The sequence below is a fragment of the Syntrophus buswellii genome, assembly GCF_046097065.1.
Classification (GTDB): domain Bacteria; phylum Desulfobacterota; class Syntrophia; order Syntrophales; family Syntrophaceae; genus Syntrophus; species Syntrophus buswellii.
Window position 1 is genome coordinate 1,575,115 of record NZ_CP175563.1, and the last position, 16,961, is coordinate 1,592,075.

Here is a 16,961-nt window from a genome sequence, read left to right on the forward strand (position 1 = left end):
ACTGCGCCCTGAAGCTCAATTCCTCAGAGCGCAGCCTGTTTCGCCATGTGTGCTGAAAAGCGCAGGACGTTTGCTTAGAAGCTCAGATCCAGTCTGTGCATCAGCAGGTAGGTGTCATCGACATCGTTGTCCGTGGCGCCCTTGTAAATATCACCGGCCCAGAGATAGCCGAAGCCGACCGTATAGGTCAGGTTGTCGTAAATCTTGTACGCGGCAGTGAGGTCGAATTCCGTTCCGTATTCGTCATCATCGTAATTGTCCGGCTTCTCGTCGGCAAAGGCATAGCTCAGTCTGGCCTTGACGTCCAGTTTGGGGATCGGTTTGAAACCGCCATAAATCTGGAACAGGTGGGCATTTTCCATGACCGCGCCGGTCTCATGATCGGTACCCAAACTCGTAGCGCTGGATGAGCTTTTTCCAAGCCACTTGTTATTTACTGAATTCCAGAGAATCAGGCAGGGATCGAAGCTGGCGCCGCCGGTGGGCAGACCGGAGCGGTAACCGCTGGCACCGAAGAAGTTGGATCCTTCGATCTCTTTGTCGGAGTCGGGATCGTCACCGGAGACATAGGCGTAGAAGGCGCCGACATAGGCGGGGCCGATATTTCCCTTGGCGTGAAGAAAGGCGTTCCATGCGCGGATGTCCATGTCATCCCAGTTCAGCTCGGATTCAGCCTCGCCGTAGGCATAGTTGATTTCCGCTTCCACAAAGACAGGACCGAAGGTCCCCTGCATATAGGGCGAAAACGTCCAGACTTTGGCTTTGTAATCGCCATTGCCGTTGAGATTTGCGAAGTTCTCGGTTGCGTCGTTCATGAACTGAATCTGGAGACCGGCAATACCGCCGTCCCACTTGTACTTGCCATAAACGCCGTAGTTGTCGCGGTCGCCGTCGTTGACGCCGCCGTCGCTCACGACGTTGGCATAGTCGCCTGCGCCGTAGGCTTCAATCTGCTTCTCGAAGAATGCGCCGACTTCCCAGGGGCCGTTCTTGGTGGAGAAGCGGATGGCGTCCGCATCATAGCTGTCGCTGGCGAAACGGGTTCCCCATTCGTTCTGGGCCTGACGACCTACGTCAAACTGACCGAAGGGGACGGCAAAGCTGACCCAGGCGCGGTCAAAGCTGATGTTGTTGTCGTCGGCATCTTTGCCGTCGGCATTCTGGCGATCCACAGCCGTGCCCATATAGCCGTACTGGCCCCAACGTCCCTCGAGGGCGTCAAAGCGGGTGTTCAAGGTCAACCCTTCGGCGATCTTGAAGGCCGTTGCAACACGCAGCCTCTGAGCATAAACGCCGGCTGCTGAATTATCATCCTTGAGGCCCCAGTTGTCCGCGTAGAGACCTGTGGCGTAGTAGGAGCCGCTGAATTTGACGTCCGCCGCCGATGCGCTCAGGGCGAAGCCTGCGACCACGGCCACGGCGATCAAAGCTACCCAAAATTTCTTCATTACTATCCTCCTGAAAAAAATTCATTGTTGTCCTGATTTTTTCAACGGGCATTGAAAAAATCACCTATATGTCCTGTAAATCTTCACCTTCAAAGTCTCAAAAAGTCTGGTTCTCTTTTTTCCCCGACGTCCACCTCCTTTCCTTAATTATAGGATTCTTTCTAAATAACAGCCTGCCCGTGGTTGTTTTTGTTTACAAAACAGGTCAAGGCCTGAAAGGCGTCAGGACTGCTGTTCCTTCAACCAGTTCTGAATTCTCCGGGAAATTTCATCCCGTACATCTCTGAATTTTTGCAGCATTTCATCTTCCGATCCCGTATATGCCGCCGGGTCATCAAAGGGCCAGTGAAGGCGCCTGCTGATTCCGGGAAATGAGGCGGGACAGCGATCCTCGGCAGCGGCACATACCGTAATCAGATAGCCGAAATGGACTTTACCCAGGTATTCGCTGACAGATTTGGAAGAGTGATTCGCGAGGGGAATCCCAATTTCTTCCATGACCCGGGTGGTCAATGGATGGATTCCCCTGGGATCGAGCCCGGCGCTGAAAACTTCGAACAAATTACCGGCAAAGTGCCGGAGAAATGCTTCGGCCATCTGGCTTCTTGCGGAATTCCCTGTGCACAGGAATAAAACTTTCATTTTTGGCATTTCTTTCCCTCGTTCAACAGCTGATCGCTATAATTTCACAAAGATGTAACATTCGTGTGACATATAGATTAAATAATCGTGAAATATTTCAAAACGGAATATCGAAGAGAAGCTCCTGATGCTGTAACGATTTGATATGTCAGATATGTCAGATTCTTTGCCTATTGGTCAAGCAAAAATTGACCTGTTGAAGGTATATTTCCGAGAATAGGAAATGAATACTACAAGTTGCGGATTGCAAAGGGATGGAAGACTGATAAATCAAATCAACAAAGTTGTCTGTCCGTTTTGCTGCGGGAATTGTACTGTCCCTTTAGACTTAAGGAAAATGGATCGGGCGGGCATGACCGTGGTGCGCCTGGAAACAGCGGTAGAGGCGGCTGTCGCCCTCAATGTGCAGCGTGATCGTTCGAACTCCATGTTCCACGAAAAAATTTTTTTGAACTGACTTGACAGGGGCGATTTCGTGTTTATGTTACCGCCAAACCCTTTGGGAAAAAAGAAGTCCCATTCTTTTTCATATCTTTAAATTCAACAGGAAAGGAGATTGTTTCGGCATGAACATCAGGCCATTACAGGACAGAGTCATTGTTAAGAGGCTGGAGGAAGAGCAGAAGACAAAGGGAGGAATCATCATTCCCGATACAGCGAAAGAAAAACCCATCGAGGGTGAGGTCGTTGCTGCGGGTAAGGGTAAAGTCACGGAAGACGGAAAGCTTCTTCCCCTGGATGTGAAAGTAGGTGATCGCGTACTGTTCAGCAAGTATGGCGGAACAGAGGTCAAGATTGAAGGCGAAGAGTATCTCATCATGAGGGAAGACGATATTTTGGGAATCGTAGAGAAATAAGTTCGGAAGAATAGACGAATAAGGAGGAAAAAATATCTATGGGTGCAAAGTTACTGCAGTACGACGAAGAAGCACGAAAATCAATCCTGAACGGTGTCAACACCCTGGCAGATGCCGTAAAGGTGACCCTTGGTCCGAAGGGCCGCAATGTCATTATCGATAAAACCTTTGGCGCACCGACCGTCACCAAGGACGGTGTAACCGTTGCCAAGGAAATTGAGCTGGAAGACAAATTTGAAAATATGGGCGCCCAGATGGTCCGGGAAGTAGCCAGCAAGACGAGCGATGTGGCCGGTGATGGTACAACGACCGCCACGATCCTGGCACAGGCCATCTATCGGGAAGGCGCCAAAACGGTCGCCGCGGGCAGCAATCCCATGGATGTAAAGCGCGGGATCGAAAAAGCCGTTGCGGCGGTTGTCGCCGAATTGAAGAACATCAGCAAACCCACCAAGGACCAGAAAGAAATCGCCCAGGTCGGGACAATTTCAGCAAACAACGATGAAACCATCGGCAATATCATTGCCGAAGCCATGGGAAAGGTCGGCAAGGAAGGCGTCATCACCGTCGAAGAGGCCAAGGGGCTCGAGACGGAACTGGAAATCGTGGAAGGAATGCAGTTCGACCGCGGTTATCTCTCCCCCTATTTTGTTACCAACCCGGAAAAGATGGAAGTCAGCCTGGAAGACTGCCTTATTCTCATTTATGAAAAAAAGATCAGCGGCATGAAAGACCTGCTGCCGATCCTCGAACAGATTGCGAAGATGGGCAGACCGCTGCTGATCATCGCCGAGGACATCGAAGGCGAGGCCCTGGCGACCCTGGTGGTCAACAAGATCCGCGGGACCCTTCATGTGGCGGCTGTCAAGGCCCCGGGATTCGGCGACCGGCGAAAGGCGATGCTGGAAGACATCGCCATCCTAACGGGCGGTACGGTCATTTCGGAAGACATGGGCTATAAGCTGGAAAACACACGCCTTGAAGACCTGGGACGCGCCAAGAGAATCCAGATCGACAAGGACAATACCACCATCATCGACGGCGCAGGCGAACGGGCCGCACTGGAAGGGCGGGTGAAGCAGATCCGCGCCCAGATCGACGAAACAACTTCCGATTATGATCGGGAAAAGCTGCAGGAACGGCTGGCGAAACTCGTCGGCGGTGTGGCGGTCATCAAGGTCGGTGCGGCAACGGAAACGGAAATGAAGGAAAAGAAAGCCCGGGTTGAGGACGCCTTGAATGCCACACGGGCAGCCGTTGAAGAAGGCATCGTTCCCGGTGGCGGTGTCGCCTACATCCGCACCCTTCCGGTCCTGGCGGAGCTGAAGCTTGATGGCGACGAGCAGGTGGGCGTCAACATCGTCCGCAAGGCCCTTGAAGAACCCCTGAAGATGATTGCCGCCAACGCCGGAATGGAAGGCACAATCGTCGTGGAAAAGGTAAAGGAGCAGAGCGGGGCCTTCGGGTTCAATGCCCGGACGGACGTTTATGAAGACATGATCGAAGCCGGCGTCATCGACCCGACGAAGGTGACCCGATTCGCCCTCCAGAACGCCTCCAGCGTAGCTTCCCTCATGCTGACCACCCAGTGCATGATTGCCGAGAAGCCGGAGGAGAAGGGCGCCGGAATGCCGGGAATGCCTCCCGGAGGCGGCTATCCGGGAATGGGCATGTAAGCGGCTGAGAAGTTTTTAAAGGAACGGCAAAGGATCGTTCCGCAGAATGGAGAAAAAGCCCCCGAAGCATTGAGTTTCGGGGGCTTTTTTATAAGGAATCTACCTGTTCTTGGCGAGCTTCTCTTTGAGAGCTTTTTCGGTGGCCGGGCCGACTTTGCCATCGGCTGCAAGGCCTGCGGATTTTTGAAAGGATATCACGGACTGCCGTGTGGCCGGGCCCATGTGTCCGTCAACGGCCAGTTTGGGATCTGCGCCAAGTTCGTTGAGGGCGTTCTGAAGCCAGGAAACGCTGCCGACTGCAAAACTTTTCTCTTCGGCACGCACCGCGGTTTTCTCCGGCTCTGAGGCGGCTGGTGCCGTGGCAGCGGGGGCTGCCGATGATGGAGACTCCACTGCAGGAGTTCCCGGTGCAGGCGCTGAAGGCATGGCCAGTCCTAGGATCCCCATGATCTGGATGGCTTTATCTTTGAGGGCCTTTCCCGAGGAGACGGCATCGGCAACGTTGCCGGCGTTGAAGTTCTGCAACGCCTTGGACCATTCTTCCTTCAAGGCGGCCAAGCCGGTCTTGGCCTCGGCAAATTTTTCCGTTGACAGGTCGGCGGGGAGCTTCTTGGCCTGGGAGAGGAGATCCACCTTGCTCTGCATCATATCGACCATTTTGGGAAGCTCCTGAGACATGCTCGTCCAGGATGCCGTCATTTCTTCCTTCTTGAGCTTTGCCGAATCCATGACTTCTTTCGCTTTAGCCGCAAGGGTCTGGCCTTCCGTTACAACCGCCGCAAAATCTTTTTTGGCGAACTTTTCCTTCAGGGAGGCGAGTGATTCTTCAAGGGGTTTCACCTCATCGGGGATGTACTTTCCCGCTTCCACCTTGGCGGTATTGACTGCCTCCTCGGCGGCCTTCATGGCCATCTCGGCGGGTTTGTTATCGCCTGAGCAGGCAAGTAAAAAAAGAGTGCTGATAAACGCAAGAAGCATCAACAAAATGGTTTTTCTCATGGCAGGTTCTCCTTTCTTTTTCAAAATTTATCTTATAATTTTATCATACTGTTCTATTTTTTTTCAATTTCTTTGAGGATCTATAAAAAATTTGTTAATTTTTCCGATTTCTTCCGGCATGTAGAATGAAAAAAATGAATCTTGACGGAAGAAGATGCATGGGTTTAAAGAAGATGAGGCGGGCCACCGGCAGGGGAGCCGGAGGGCAGACGAGGTTGAAGGGGACAGCTGTGCGGGTATGAGCGGATTAGAGGACAACACAAGGCTTTCGCTGAGGGAATGGCTGGAGCGCCTGGAGCGGAACCCACGGTTCCGGGAGAATGTGGCGGCCTTCCGCCACTGGCCTGCCGCTCCGGGAAGGTATGCCCCATTTCCTTGCTGGATTCATCCACGGCTGCGGTCTGTGCTGGAAAAGCGCGGCATACATCAGCTTTACAGCCATCAGGGCGAAGCGGTTGAGGCCATCCGCGAGGGGAGGGACTGCGTTCTCGTCACCCCCACGGCCAGCGGCAAAACCCTGTGCTACAATCTTCCTGTGCTACAGCGGATTCTGGACCGGCCCGAAACACGCGCCCTCTATCTTTTTCCCACCAAGGCCCTGGCCCAGGACCAGAGGCACGAAATTTCGGCGCTCATCGGCGAACTGCAGGCGGATATCAAAACCTTCACCTATGACGGCGACACACCGGACGACGCCCGGCAGGCCATCCGACGGCAGGGCCATGTCGTGGTGACCAATCCGGATATGCTTCATGCCGGCATTCTGCCCCATCACACCAAGTGGCAGAAGCTCTTCATGAACCTCCGCTATGTGGTGATTGACGAGCTCCATGTCTACCGGGGAATCTTCGGTTCTCACCTGGCCAACGTCATTCGCCGCCTCGTCCGGATCTGCCGCTTTTATGGACAGGATCCCGTGTTCATCTGCTGTTCGGCCACGGTGGCCAACCCAAAGGAGCACGCCGAAGGAATTCTCGAACGGCCTGTCCTGCTGATTGACTCCAGCGGGGCGCCTGCCGGCGCGAAGACCTTCGTCCTGTACAATCCTCCAATCGTCAACCGGGAACTGGGCATCCGGCAGTCGGCCGTCACTCCGGCCCGTCATCTCGCCTCCGATCTCATCCGCCAGGGGATTCAGACGATCGTATTTACGACGAGCCGCCTCAATGTGGAGATTCTGACGCGTTATCTGAAGGATCAGGTCAAAAAGGGTTCTTCCCTTCCCGGAAGCGATGATATCGTTACCGGTTACCGGGGCGGCTATCTTCCCAAGCTTCGCCGCCGGATCGAGGCGGGCCTGCGCGATCGCACCATCCTGGGGGTCGTGAGCACCAATGCCCTCGAACTGGGCATCGATATCGGCGACCTGGAGGCCTGCTTCATAGTGGGCTATCCAGGCTCCATCGCCAGCACCTGGCAGCAGGCCGGCCGGGCCGGCCGTCGCCAGGGAGAGAGCCTGGCCTTTCTGATCGCCCGCAGCGCCCCCATGGATCAATTTCTGGCCGAAAATCCGGAATACTTCTTCAGCCGTTCGCCGGAATACTGCCGAATCAATCCGGACAATCTTCTGATCCTCCTGCATCACATCAAAAGCGCGGCCTTCGAACTGCCTTTCGAGACGGGGGAGCGATTCGGAAAGGAGGATCTGGCGGAGCTTCTGGATTATCTCGAGGAAAAGGGCGTGCTCCACCGGGAAGGGCGGCGATGGCACTGGGCGGCAGAAAGCTACCCCGCCGACGAGGTCAGCCTTCGCTCCATCAATCCGGAAAATGTCGTCATCATCGATTCGACGGACAGCGGAAATCCCGTCGTTATTGCCGAAGTTGACTGGGACAGCGCCTTTACCGCCGTTCACAACGAAGCCATCTACATGATGGAATCCCAGCAGTATCACGTGGACAGGCTGGATCTGGAGCGGAAAAAGGCCTATGTGCGCAGGGTGAATGTGGACTATTACACCGATGCCATGACCTATACCCACGTGAGGGTCATCGATGTGTTCCGTAAGAAACGCGGACAGTCGATATCCGTGGAGCACGGAGAGGTTCAGGTGGTGCGCAAGGTGGTGGGCTACAAGAAAATCAAGTTTTATACGTCGGAAAATCTGGGATACGGCGAGGTCAACCTGCCGGAGAAGGATATGCACACCACGAGTTACTGGTTCACAATCCCCCGGGATTTCCTCAGGGATCTGCCCTTTACGCAGGCCGAGATCCTCGACGGCCTCTCCGGTCTCGCATACAGCCTTCACCATCTGGCGGCAATGATCCTGATGGCCGATATCCGGGACATCGACACCTGCATCGGCGATAAAAGCGGTGAATATTTCCTCTCTTCCGGAAGAAACGGGCGGGCGCTTACCTCTGCTTCCCTGCAGGGAACGGAGCACCCGGAGCAGCGTGCGGCCCTTCGCCTGGACGATTTCGATCCCACCGTTTTCCTCTTTGATGCCTACCCGGGAGGCATCGGATTCTCCGAGCTTCTGTATGAAGAGCATGACCGTCTCCTGGCTGCGGCCCGACAGCTCATCGGCGGCTGCCCATGCACCCACGGCTGTCCCAGTTGTGTGGGCCCGACCCTGGAGGTCGGTCCGGCGGGAAAGGAAGCGGCTCTGGCGATCCTGAAGAATATCAGCCACGAGGCCCTGTTACATTGAACCAGTTGAGGAATGAAGCTTCTGAACCAGGCGCTTTGGGGGACATTGAGCAGGGGAAAACCGGTATGGGACTTCAAGAGCGGCTTAGACGCCTGACGGGGGAAGATAAGGCGGCAGAAGGGACTACGCCCGCCGATCGCCAGGCGAAAAAGAACGAGCTGCAGAAAAGGCTTGATGCCCTTCTGCTGCACAGACCCGTTGTGCCCGGCGGAAAGGTCATCCCGCATCGACAGCGGAGGAACGGACCGGCTCTTGAGGACCTGCTGAGCGGCTGCGAGGAGGTCAACCGCCTGGGTTCGTATTTCAAGATAGAGTTAAGGCGGGAAGGCACGGAATGCCATGGAAGCCGGAAGTTCAGCGAACTGGAACGGCTGAACATGGAAGCCGCGGCCCTTCTGGCCGATGATGCAAGGCTGTCCGCCTTTGACAGTCGAAAAGCCCTGTTTCTCGATACGGAAACGACCGGCCTGTCCGGCGGAACGGGAACGCTGGCCTTTCTCGTCGGCTTAGGCTGGTTTGATGAGGAAGGGCGCTTTGTCGTCCGCCAGCTGTTCGCCAGGAATTTCGCCGAGGAGCGGGCCGTTCTCGCCGCTCTTGCAGAGACCGCCTCATCGAAGCGCTATCTCATCTCCTTCAACGGAAAGGCCTTTGATACGAATCTCCTGGCCACCCGTTATATCCTCAACAAGATGGAAAACCCGCTGACGGCCCTGCCCCACCTGGATCTTCTCCATCCCGCCCGGCGGCTCTTCAGCCATCGGATCGAAAACAGCCGTTTGATCACCCTGGAGGAGAAACTCCTTGGCTTCTACCGGGAAGGAGATCTGCCCGGGAGTGAAGTGCCCCTGCGTTACTTCAACTGGCTCCGATCGAGCAATCCCTATCCGATGCTGGATGTTTTCCGGCACAATGGCCTCGATATCACGGCGCTGGCCGCCCTGACCGTCCATCTCACGGAGATATTCGACAGCGACGGCGGTTCCCCGCACTATGCATCCGCCGATTTCTGCGCCGCAGCCCGGCTCTGCCAGGATCGGGGAAGGCCGGCCGAGGCCTGTTCTCTCCTGGAAAACCTGTCCCGGTCTTCACCGCAGAAGGCAACCCTGGAGGCGCGCCAGTCCCTGTCCCTCATCTATAAAAGAAGCAGCCACTGGGAAAAGGCCGTTGAAATCTGGGAAGATCTCCTGAAGGATAATCCGGAAAATCTGTTCGCCGTGGAGGAACTGGCCAAGTGGCTTGAGCACAGGGAACGGGATTTTGAAAGCGCCTTTCGCCTGGTGGACAACATGATGAAGAAAGTGCCTGGATTGCCTGAACAGGAAAAAGAGGCCTGGCTGCATCGGCATAGCCGCCTTCAAGGGCGATGCAGAAGGGAGCATTACCGCAGATCTCATGGCTGAAAAAGCGAAAGGCAGGATCCCGATGTCCTGCCTTCCCATCACTCTCGGCTCGTCTGAATTTTCCTGAAGACGTTCCGTCTTGATCCAAAAAGCCCGACCCGTCCGTATTCCGGGAGCAGAAGGTCCGGCGGAACATCAACCGGGTTGCCTCTGCCGGCCCCAGGCAATGCCCGTAATGAAGTCCCACTGTTCCCCCGAGGACCGGGATCGTTGCGTCCGATAAGGCTACCTCTTGCTCCACACCCCGTTATCATCCTGCACCCACCAGCCGGACTGGGACTTACTTCGCCAGCTGTTGGCGAATATCTTCATGATCTGTGGAACGGATTCAGAACCGAGTTTGTTGGCCGCTGCGATTTCTCTGTAAAGGGCTGAACGGTCCCGATTTTCCTGGTCGATCAGCCTGCTGATCTGGCCTCTCTCCTGGAGATTCAAGACGGTGGTATCTTTCGCTTCGAGCAGACCGCTGTTGTTCTCGCCGATTGCGCCTCTGTCGTAGAAGGGTTTCAACTGCGGAAAACGGCCCTTGATCGATTCCTTTATTCCCCGGATGGCGGGAGTCGAAACATCGATATTCATTTGCGCATATGCCTGACGTGTGCCAAAAAGCAAAGAGCTCATCACGTCCAGGCGGCTTGAAGGAGCCGGCGGCGGCGTCTCGGGGACCGCTTCGCTTCCCTTTGTCCGGACGTCATCGACGATCCTGTCCGCCGCCTTCTGGACTTCGGCGGCCGGAAAATAGATATTTACCGTAACGCATGACACAATGAGAAAAACTGCGATCAGGCCTGCTGCCTTGATGATCTTCTGCATAATCCCTCCTGGTAGAAATAGATTGTTGAGGCTTCTTATAGCACAATTCTACCCCGATGGCACATCCTTACTTTGCTGCCGCTGTTGGAACAGTCGGCCCATCCGCTCCGACATGTCCTTGAAACTGATGGAATTATCGGGATTCTGGTTGACCATGTCAATGCCGCGAAAGGTGGATCTTCGTATGAGATATTCTTTGCCTCCTTCGCGAATCAGGCCTCTCAGTGAAAAGAGATCATCTGACAGCGTGCATCGGATGCCGATTTCGCTGTAGGGGTACTGGGAGAAAAAGCGGTTCAAGCCGCTGTTGAGAATGTCGGAAATGGTTTCAGAGCCGGTGCTGATGATGGAAAGATTTTTGATTGCATCCACACTGATTGCCTGGGGCACCTTTCGGCTTCTGTCCGACGTGATGACCAGATCGAAGCGGGACGGCTGGCCGTATTCCATCGTGAAGTTCTTCAATGAGCCCTGAATCAGGCCCGTCATCCGGCCGATCTTGATGTTCGAGGTGACCTCCTCAAGGTCGATAGCGTCGAAGGCCACATCGGCGCCGAAGAAGCGGGACGGTGAGAAAATCCTGCCGGCGGAAAGATGGTCGATGGTGATCCGTCCGCCGAACACCCGGGCGACGAGACTTCCCCCGGCGGTCCACTTCCCTTCACGAAAGAGGATGGGGGACAAATCCCCGTTGAGATCTCCCTCCAGGGCAATGGGAGCGGCCAGAGCGATCACCTCCCCGAGGTTGAGGCGACTGATCGACAGGCTGGCTTCAACGTTCATGTCGGGAAAAAGGAGATGATCGACCCTCAGCCCGTGAATGACAAGCTCGCCGCCGAAGAGAGAGACAACGACCGGCTCCGGAAGAAGAAACCTGTTGCCGGAGAGCACGACGGGAACATGCAGTTCCCCGATCGTGAGGCGTCCCTTTTGGAGCTCTTTAAAGGCCATAAAGCCCCGCCTGGAACCGGCTGGCGGTGCAGGGGTGCGGCCTGAAAGAACCAGGTCGTATGGCAGGCGGATGGTTAAGCCGCTGAGCGCCAGCCCGTTCGAGGGAGAGAGCGCCGCACCATCCTGGAGCGAGAGATCGCCTTCAATCACCTTTTGATCAGGCGACAGCGAGGCGGTCAGTTTGAGGTCCAGCGTGCCTTCAATAGACAAATCCTGCAGGTTCGGATAGTTCTGGGTAACGTAATTCTGCAGCAGCGCGCCGAACAGGCGAAGGCAGGTTACGCCCTGTGCGGTCAGGGAAAAAATGGTGCGGCGCCGCGAAAGATCCGCCGTAAATGCGTAGGACCCCGTTTGAAAGAGGTCGAAGGTTCCGGAGGAATTCAATGAAAAGGGCTTGGTTTCGAAAAAGCCCTGTGAGTCGACGGCCAGCCTCTGCCCCTTGAAATCCTGGTAGTATTGACCCCAGAGAATCTCGCCGTCTTTGCCTGTCATTTTTGCCGTGAAACGGCCTTTCCGCTTTTTTTCAGGCGATCCGAGTTTCATCTCCATTCTGCCGGTGATCCGCTCTCCGGCCTTCGTGTGGTCCGCCGAGGCGAAAGCGCCCTCGCTGAGGTCGATAACGGCCGCGGCCTTCCAGACCGCCGATCCGTCGGCGCATCGGCCTTCCGTCTCAAGATCAACGGTGCCCTTTCCCTGGAACGTCCAGTCCCTGTAATCCTCGGGCAAAAGGGGATTAACCAGGGAAAAGATCCGGGAAAGATTCAGGTTGAAGGCGCGCAGGGTGGCATTCCAGCTTCCAGGCTTTACCGTCCCCGTTGCCTGCCCCTTCAGGCTTCCGGCATCGGCGCCGGACGCTTCAAAGGATGTAAGGGAAAATCCGGACGTTTTCTGGTTGTAGGAAAGATTGAACTTCGTTTTGATGTCCTGTATCGAAATCCGTTCCGATCCGTTGCTGCGGGAGAAATTCCTGATGACGGCAGAGGCCCCGTCGAAACGGAGGACATCGGCGGAAAGACCCAGCTGAGTATCGAGCTTTCCTTCGGTGATCTTGAGCTGCCCGAAGGAGCCGGATTCAAGGGATAGTTGAAGGGATCCGGCCCCGGAAGGCCGCGGAGACAGGCGGGACAGGTCGAGAGATACCCCGAGGGAACCCCGGCCGGCCATGTCCGACGTCCTGACGTCAAAGCGGCTTTTGCCGTAAAGCCTGCCGCCTCCCTCAGGGTTGAAATCCCTGATGGTCAGGTCCATTCCCGGAAGGACATAGGCGGAAGACTCCGTCTTCAGCTCCAGTTCGCCGTCCTTCATCTCGAGAAGACGCACCGGTGGCAGTTTCCTGAGGACCGCAAAGGGATCCGTGTCCGATTTTTCCTTTTTCAGAAAAAAGGTGAATTTCGGACCGGTAAGAAGGATCTTCTCCACCTGGATGTTCAGTCCAGCCGAGGCAGCGGCATGGATCTCGGCCCGGTCCAGAGAAAGATCGTAACCCCTGTCCCGGAGGGTTTGAACGCGAAGCCCGTTTACACGGATATTCAGAGGAGGATGAATCGAAATGTCGTCGACGTGCATTGAAAGGCCCGTCAACGGCTCCATCCAGCCCGCAATGGTATTGACAGCCCGGGCTGATTGGAGAAGAGCGGCCAATCCGGCCAGAACGGCAAGTAAAACAGCGAAAACAACGGCAATCCGTAGGGCAATCTTTTTTTTGTTCATAGGCGTTGCTTTAAAAGAATCGCTGGCGCGGTGGAGACGGGCTCGGCCAGCCTCAAAAGTGATCCAGTATCCGACAACGCGACCTTAAAATCAACCCTCTATGCGGAGGTCCTGCTTCACAGCGTATGAACGTTGTGATATGTAGGTTTTCGAAAAGGATGGCTACCCGGATGCCGGCAATGGCCGGGATGATAGGAGAAACCTCGGAATTCCGGCTGAAAATTCCCATGGCGTTCACAATAGGCCGTCTCAGGGAGGTCGGCTGTGGGTAACGCCTTTGCCTTGAGGAAAAATTCATGACTCGAATTCTTATTGTGTATCACTCTCAGACGGGACATACGGAGAAGATGGCACAGGCGGTCTTTGAAGGCGCCAGGGCCATTGAAGGGGTGGACGCCGTGTTAAAGAAAGCCGCCGAGGCGACCCTGGAAGACCTTCTGGCCTGTGACGGCCTTGCCGTCGGCACACCCGAAAATTTCGGCTACATGTCCGGCATGATCAAGGATTTTTTCGATCGGACCTACGAAGGCGCGCAGGGAAAAGTCTTTCGCAAGCCCTTTGTCGTCTTTGTGAGCGCGGGCAACGACGGCACGGGGGCGTTGCGATCCATCGAGCGCATAGCCCTGGGCTACAAATTCAAAACCGTTTTTGCCCCGGTGATCGCCAAGGGAAAACTGACGGAAGATATTCTTGAACAGTGCCGGGAACTGGGAGGAACTCTGGCAGGGGGATGCTCGCTGGGCATCTATTGATCCGAACTGTTTTTGGAGAAACCCGGGAGGACAGGCATGTCGGAATACAACAGCATCCCTGAGGCCGAGGGTGCAATCCTCTACGAGGAATTCGGCAATCTCTACCTCAACATTACCAACCAGTGCAGCGCCCGCTGCGTTTTCTGCGTCCGCTATTTCGCCGACGGTGTGTACGGTTATCATCTCCGCCTTTCCAGGGAGCCGTCGGAGGAGGACATGTTATCGGCGCTTGAACGTCTTGACCTCTCTCAATACAGGGAAGTGGTTTTTACCGGCTTCGGAGAGCCGACCTGCCGGTTCGATTTCGTCCTGAGCATCACGAAGTGGCTGAGCGGAAGGGGAATCTTCGTCCGGCTGGATACCAACGGTCACGCCGCGCTGATCAATCCGGGCCGGGACGCCGTGGCGGAATTGAAAGCGGCAGGGATGAAGGCCGTGTCCGTGAGTCTCAACGCAGAATCGGAGGAAACGTACAACCGGCTGTGCCGGCCCCTGCTGAAAGGATCCTACCAGGCCATGCTCGATTTTACGAAACAAGCCGTGGAGGCGGGCCTTCAAACCCGAATGACCGTTGTGGGAAAGCAGGATATCGACGTCGAGGAATGCAGAAGAATAGCCGACCGGCTAGGGGCTTCCTTCCGCGTGAGATAGTTCCGGAGATTTCAAGGCGGGAGCACACCGTCCCAGGTTCAACGCCATTTTCATTTCCAAAGGCGTTAACGTCCCTGAAATCAAAGAGATAACAGATGCCTTTTAACGACAGTCCCTTCATCGGACCTACCGCCTTTTGATCACGACCAGCGCCATGTCGTCCGCATAGGGTTCATCCTGCCGGAAGGCATCGACGGCATCGAATACGGCATTTCGTATATCCTCTGTGTCCGAGCTGGAAGCACCGTCCAGAAGCGCCTTCAACCGCTCTTCGCCGAAGAGTTCGTCCGTGGCCCCCCTGCATTCGGTAATGCCGTCACTGTAAAGCAGAAGTACATCTCCATCTTCCAGCTTGGTCTCATACGCCTCATATCGGCTGTCGTCCAGGATTCCCAGGGGAATCCCGCTGACTTCCAGGGAAAGCATCCCGCCCGAAGAGCGGCGCAGCAGCGGCTGATTATGGCCTGCATTGGCGTATCGGATCCGGTGATTTCGGGGATTGAGGGTCATCAGGAAACAGGTGATGAAGCGGCCTTCGCCCACCCGGCTGATGAGATCGGCATTGATCTTTTCAAGAAGCAACGAAGGCTCTGAGAATTGCTGCGCCAGCGAACGCACCATGGCCTGCAGGTTGGACATCAGCATGGCCGCGCCGATTCCCTTGCCGACGACATCGGCAATCGTGACCACAAAGGTGCCCCCGACCGCGAAGACATCGAAATAATCTCCTCCCATTTCGCGGCAGGGATGGACGTGGACCGAAAGGTCATATCCTGCGATTGCGGGGATTTCCGCAGGGAAGAGGTGAGCCTGGATGTCCGTTGCCGTCCGAAGTTCGGCATCAAGCCGTCGCTTTTCAATGGCGATCTCGGAGAGCCTGTAATGAGAGATCTTTTCAGATATCAGGGCGCAAAGGGTTGAAAAGAAGAGAAGGTCCACCTCGCCAAAGTGGCGTTCATGCCGGGTCGTATCGAGAAAAAAGACGCCGATCGTCGATTCACCCGAAGCGAGGGGGGCGCATATCGCCGACCGGGTCTTTAGACCGCAGAGGCTGTCGCTCAGATCCAAACCGGCGGAACCGGCCGCGACCCGGATAACGTGAGGCCTGTTATCCGCCATGGCTCGGCGGGCCATTGTTGTGCTCATGGCGACGGGATCAGAGGAGGGGATGGTCGAGTGGCAGGCGCAGGGAACCAGCTGTCCTGCGTCGTTGAGAAGCATGATGGAGGCCCTTTCCGCACCGGTTTTCTCCACGCAGAGGGTCAGAATGGAGTTCAGAAGCTCTTCCAGCGGCCTGTCCGTCCCGCTCCGGCGTGCAATATCCGCTATCGTTTCCAGCAACTCCGTTGGCGGTGAAGCCGCCTGGACAGGACCTCCGGATGGAGGCGGCGCAATGAGCGTCTCCGCTGCGTCCTCTTCACCGGCTGAATGGACGGTCCCCTTGAGCGGCGGGTCATAAATGATCCGGGCCGCGCCGATTCCGATGATGTCGCCGCGGGAGAGCGCCGCCGACGATATTCTCGTTCCGTTGACAAAGGTTCCGTTCCGGCTTTCCTGGTCCGTCAGGATCGGGTGGCCGCCAAAATGAGCAAAAGTCGCATGCCTCCTGGAAACCGAGGGGTCATCGAGCCTGATTTCATTCTGTGGTAGCCGTCCGATGCGAATCGTCGGTTCCTCGCTGAAAAGGAGGTCCTGCTCTCCTGAAGCGCGTATGATGAGAAACGATGCCACGGTGCAACCCCGGCGTTGATATCCCGATCTGAGGGTCGGCCTCGACGCGATCAGCAACGCATATATAGAGGAGAATCATTGAAACAACACTCTTTTGTGTTGATGCAAGAAAAGGCCCAATATCTTGGTTGCATGCCCGAGGAAACAGAAAAAAGAAAGGGGGTTGGAAGGATATTCGGAGGCTTTACAGCTCCTCGTTCCGCCTCTTGAGCATATCCACGATCAGAAAAAGGGCTCCTATGGAGATGGCGGAGTCGGCGACGTTGAAGGCGGGCCAGTGATAAGGTCCGATGTAAACGTCGAGAAAGTCGATAACCTCACCAAAACGGTATCGATCCGCCAGATTTCCCAGGGCGCCGGCGAGGATGAAGGCAAGGGGAATCAGGAGCCACAGGTCTTCGATTTTGTTGTGAAGAAGGTAGTACAGGATGAGGCCTGCGGCCACCAGGGTCACGAGGGAAAAAAACGCCCCCCTGAAAAAAGGGGACGCATTGGACAGAAAACCAAAAGCGGCTCCAGGGTTTCGGATGTAGGTCAGGTTGAAGAATCCTGAAATGACCGGGACGGACTCGTAGAGCTGGAACGAGGAAACGACATAGCACTTCGTGAGCTGATCCAGCAGTATCACGAGCCCTGCCGTGAGAAAGAAGATGAGGAGGCTTTTCCTGGTCATGA

The 16,961-nt window shown here is 55.6% G+C and carries 13 protein-coding genes; 6 read left to right on the top strand and 7 right to left on the bottom strand.

Annotated elements, in window-relative coordinates; translation table 11 throughout:
* Nucleotides 1-74: 74 nt before the first annotated feature.
* Nucleotides 75-1,448, bottom strand: coding sequence for a hypothetical protein (locus ACJ77P_RS07070; protein WP_408999363.1), 1,374 nt, complete (start codon nucleotides 1,446-1,448; stop codon nucleotides 75-77).
* Nucleotides 1,449-1,670: 222 nt separating this feature from the next.
* A complete protein-coding gene (locus ACJ77P_RS07075) occupies nucleotides 1,671-2,099 on the bottom strand; it encodes an arsenate reductase ArsC (RefSeq protein WP_367359286.1) in 429 nt (142 codons plus the stop codon).
* Between the two features lie 557 nt (nucleotides 2,100-2,656).
* Here ACJ77P_RS07075 and groES point away from each other — a divergent pair.
* Both groES and groL read left to right on the top strand, forming a co-directional pair.
* A complete protein-coding gene (gene groES, locus ACJ77P_RS07080) occupies nucleotides 2,657-2,947 on the top strand; it encodes a co-chaperone GroES (RefSeq protein WP_367359285.1) in 291 nt (96 codons plus the stop codon).
* 38 nt (nucleotides 2,948-2,985) lie between these two features.
* Entirely contained in the window at nucleotides 2,986-4,623 is a 1,638-nt protein-coding gene (gene groL, locus ACJ77P_RS07085) for a chaperonin GroEL (protein ID WP_367359284.1), read from the top strand.
* 99 nt (nucleotides 4,624-4,722) lie between these two features.
* Here groL and ACJ77P_RS07090 read toward each other — a convergent pair whose 3' ends face one another.
* The gene (locus tag ACJ77P_RS07090) at nucleotides 4,723-5,622 is read right to left on the bottom strand and encodes a peptidoglycan-binding protein (protein ID WP_367359283.1); all 900 of its coding nucleotides are present in this window, start codon (nucleotides 5,620-5,622) and stop codon (nucleotides 4,723-4,725) included.
* Between the two features lie 238 nt (nucleotides 5,623-5,860).
* Here ACJ77P_RS07090 and ACJ77P_RS07095 point away from each other — a divergent pair, with 238 nt between their 5' ends.
* A complete protein-coding gene (locus tag ACJ77P_RS07095; protein WP_408999364.1) occupies nucleotides 5,861-8,278 on the top strand; it encodes a DEAD/DEAH box helicase in 2,418 nt (805 codons plus the stop codon).
* Nucleotides 8,279-8,343: 65 nt separating this feature from the next.
* Nucleotides 8,344-9,678, top strand: a complete 1,335-nt coding sequence (locus ACJ77P_RS07100; RefSeq protein ID WP_367359281.1) for a ribonuclease H-like domain-containing protein — start codon at nucleotides 8,344-8,346, stop codon at nucleotides 9,676-9,678.
* A 225-nt stretch (nucleotides 9,679-9,903) separates the two neighbouring features.
* Here the strand turns inward: ACJ77P_RS07100 and ACJ77P_RS07105 are convergent, their stop codons facing one another.
* Nucleotides 9,904-10,491 carry a YdbL family protein gene (locus ACJ77P_RS07105; protein ID WP_367359280.1) on the bottom strand — a complete coding sequence of 196 codons (588 nt, stop codon included), beginning with the start codon at nucleotides 10,489-10,491 and terminating at the stop codon, nucleotides 9,904-9,906.
* 48 nt (nucleotides 10,492-10,539) lie between these two features.
* Entirely contained in the window at nucleotides 10,540-13,152 is a 2,613-nt protein-coding gene (locus tag ACJ77P_RS07110) for a hypothetical protein (RefSeq protein WP_408999365.1), read from the bottom strand.
* A 296-nt stretch (nucleotides 13,153-13,448) separates the two neighbouring features.
* Between ACJ77P_RS07110 and ACJ77P_RS07115 the strand changes: the two genes are divergently transcribed.
* Together ACJ77P_RS07115 and ACJ77P_RS07120 are read left to right on the top strand one after the other, a co-directional pair.
* On the top strand, nucleotides 13,449-13,904 hold the full coding sequence (locus ACJ77P_RS07115) for a flavodoxin family protein (protein WP_367359278.1): 456 nt from the start codon (nucleotides 13,449-13,451) through the stop codon (nucleotides 13,902-13,904).
* Nucleotides 13,905-13,940: 36 nt separating this feature from the next.
* Nucleotides 13,941-14,555, top strand: coding sequence for a TatD family nuclease-associated radical SAM protein (locus tag ACJ77P_RS07120; RefSeq protein ID WP_408999366.1), 615 nt, complete (start codon nucleotides 13,941-13,943; stop codon nucleotides 14,553-14,555).
* A 126-nt stretch (nucleotides 14,556-14,681) separates the two neighbouring features.
* Here the strand turns inward: ACJ77P_RS07120 and ACJ77P_RS07125 are convergent, their stop codons facing one another.
* Complete coding sequence (locus ACJ77P_RS07125; RefSeq protein WP_408999367.1) at nucleotides 14,682-16,286, bottom strand: SpoIIE family protein phosphatase; 1,605 nt, start codon at nucleotides 16,284-16,286, stop codon at nucleotides 14,682-14,684.
* 184 nt (nucleotides 16,287-16,470) lie between these two features.
* Complete coding sequence (lspA, locus tag ACJ77P_RS07130) at nucleotides 16,471-16,959, bottom strand: signal peptidase II (protein ID WP_408999368.1); 489 nt, start codon at nucleotides 16,957-16,959, stop codon at nucleotides 16,471-16,473.
* Nucleotides 16,960-16,961 lie beyond the last annotated feature (2 nt).

Coding starts and splice junctions, on each gene's coding strand:
- ACJ77P_RS07070 (WP_408999363.1), bottom strand. CDS start 1,448: ATGAAGAAATTTTGGGTAGCTTTGATCGCCGTGGCCGTGGTCGCAGGC.
- ACJ77P_RS07075 (WP_367359286.1), bottom strand. CDS start 2,099: ATGCCAAAAATGAAAGTTTTATTCCTGTGCACAGGGAATTCCGCAAGA.
- groES (WP_367359285.1), top strand. CDS start 2,657: ATGAACATCAGGCCATTACAGGACAGAGTCATTGTTAAGAGGCTGGAG.
- groL (WP_367359284.1), top strand. CDS start 2,986: ATGGGTGCAAAGTTACTGCAGTACGACGAAGAAGCACGAAAATCAATC.
- ACJ77P_RS07090 (WP_367359283.1), bottom strand. CDS start 5,622: ATGAGAAAAACCATTTTGTTGATGCTTCTTGCGTTTATCAGCACTCTT.
- ACJ77P_RS07095 (WP_408999364.1), top strand. CDS start 5,861: ATGAGCGGATTAGAGGACAACACAAGGCTTTCGCTGAGGGAATGGCTG.
- ACJ77P_RS07100 (WP_367359281.1), top strand. CDS start 8,344: ATGGGACTTCAAGAGCGGCTTAGACGCCTGACGGGGGAAGATAAGGCG.
- ACJ77P_RS07105 (WP_367359280.1), bottom strand. CDS start 10,491: ATGCAGAAGATCATCAAGGCAGCAGGCCTGATCGCAGTTTTTCTCATT.
- ACJ77P_RS07110 (WP_408999365.1), bottom strand. CDS start 13,152: ATGAACAAAAAAAAGATTGCCCTACGGATTGCCGTTGTTTTCGCTGTT.
- ACJ77P_RS07115 (WP_367359278.1), top strand. CDS start 13,449: ATGACTCGAATTCTTATTGTGTATCACTCTCAGACGGGACATACGGAG.
- ACJ77P_RS07120 (WP_408999366.1), top strand. CDS start 13,941: ATGTCGGAATACAACAGCATCCCTGAGGCCGAGGGTGCAATCCTCTAC.
- lspA (WP_408999368.1), bottom strand. CDS start 16,959: ATGACCAGGAAAAGCCTCCTCATCTTCTTTCTCACGGCAGGGCTCGTG.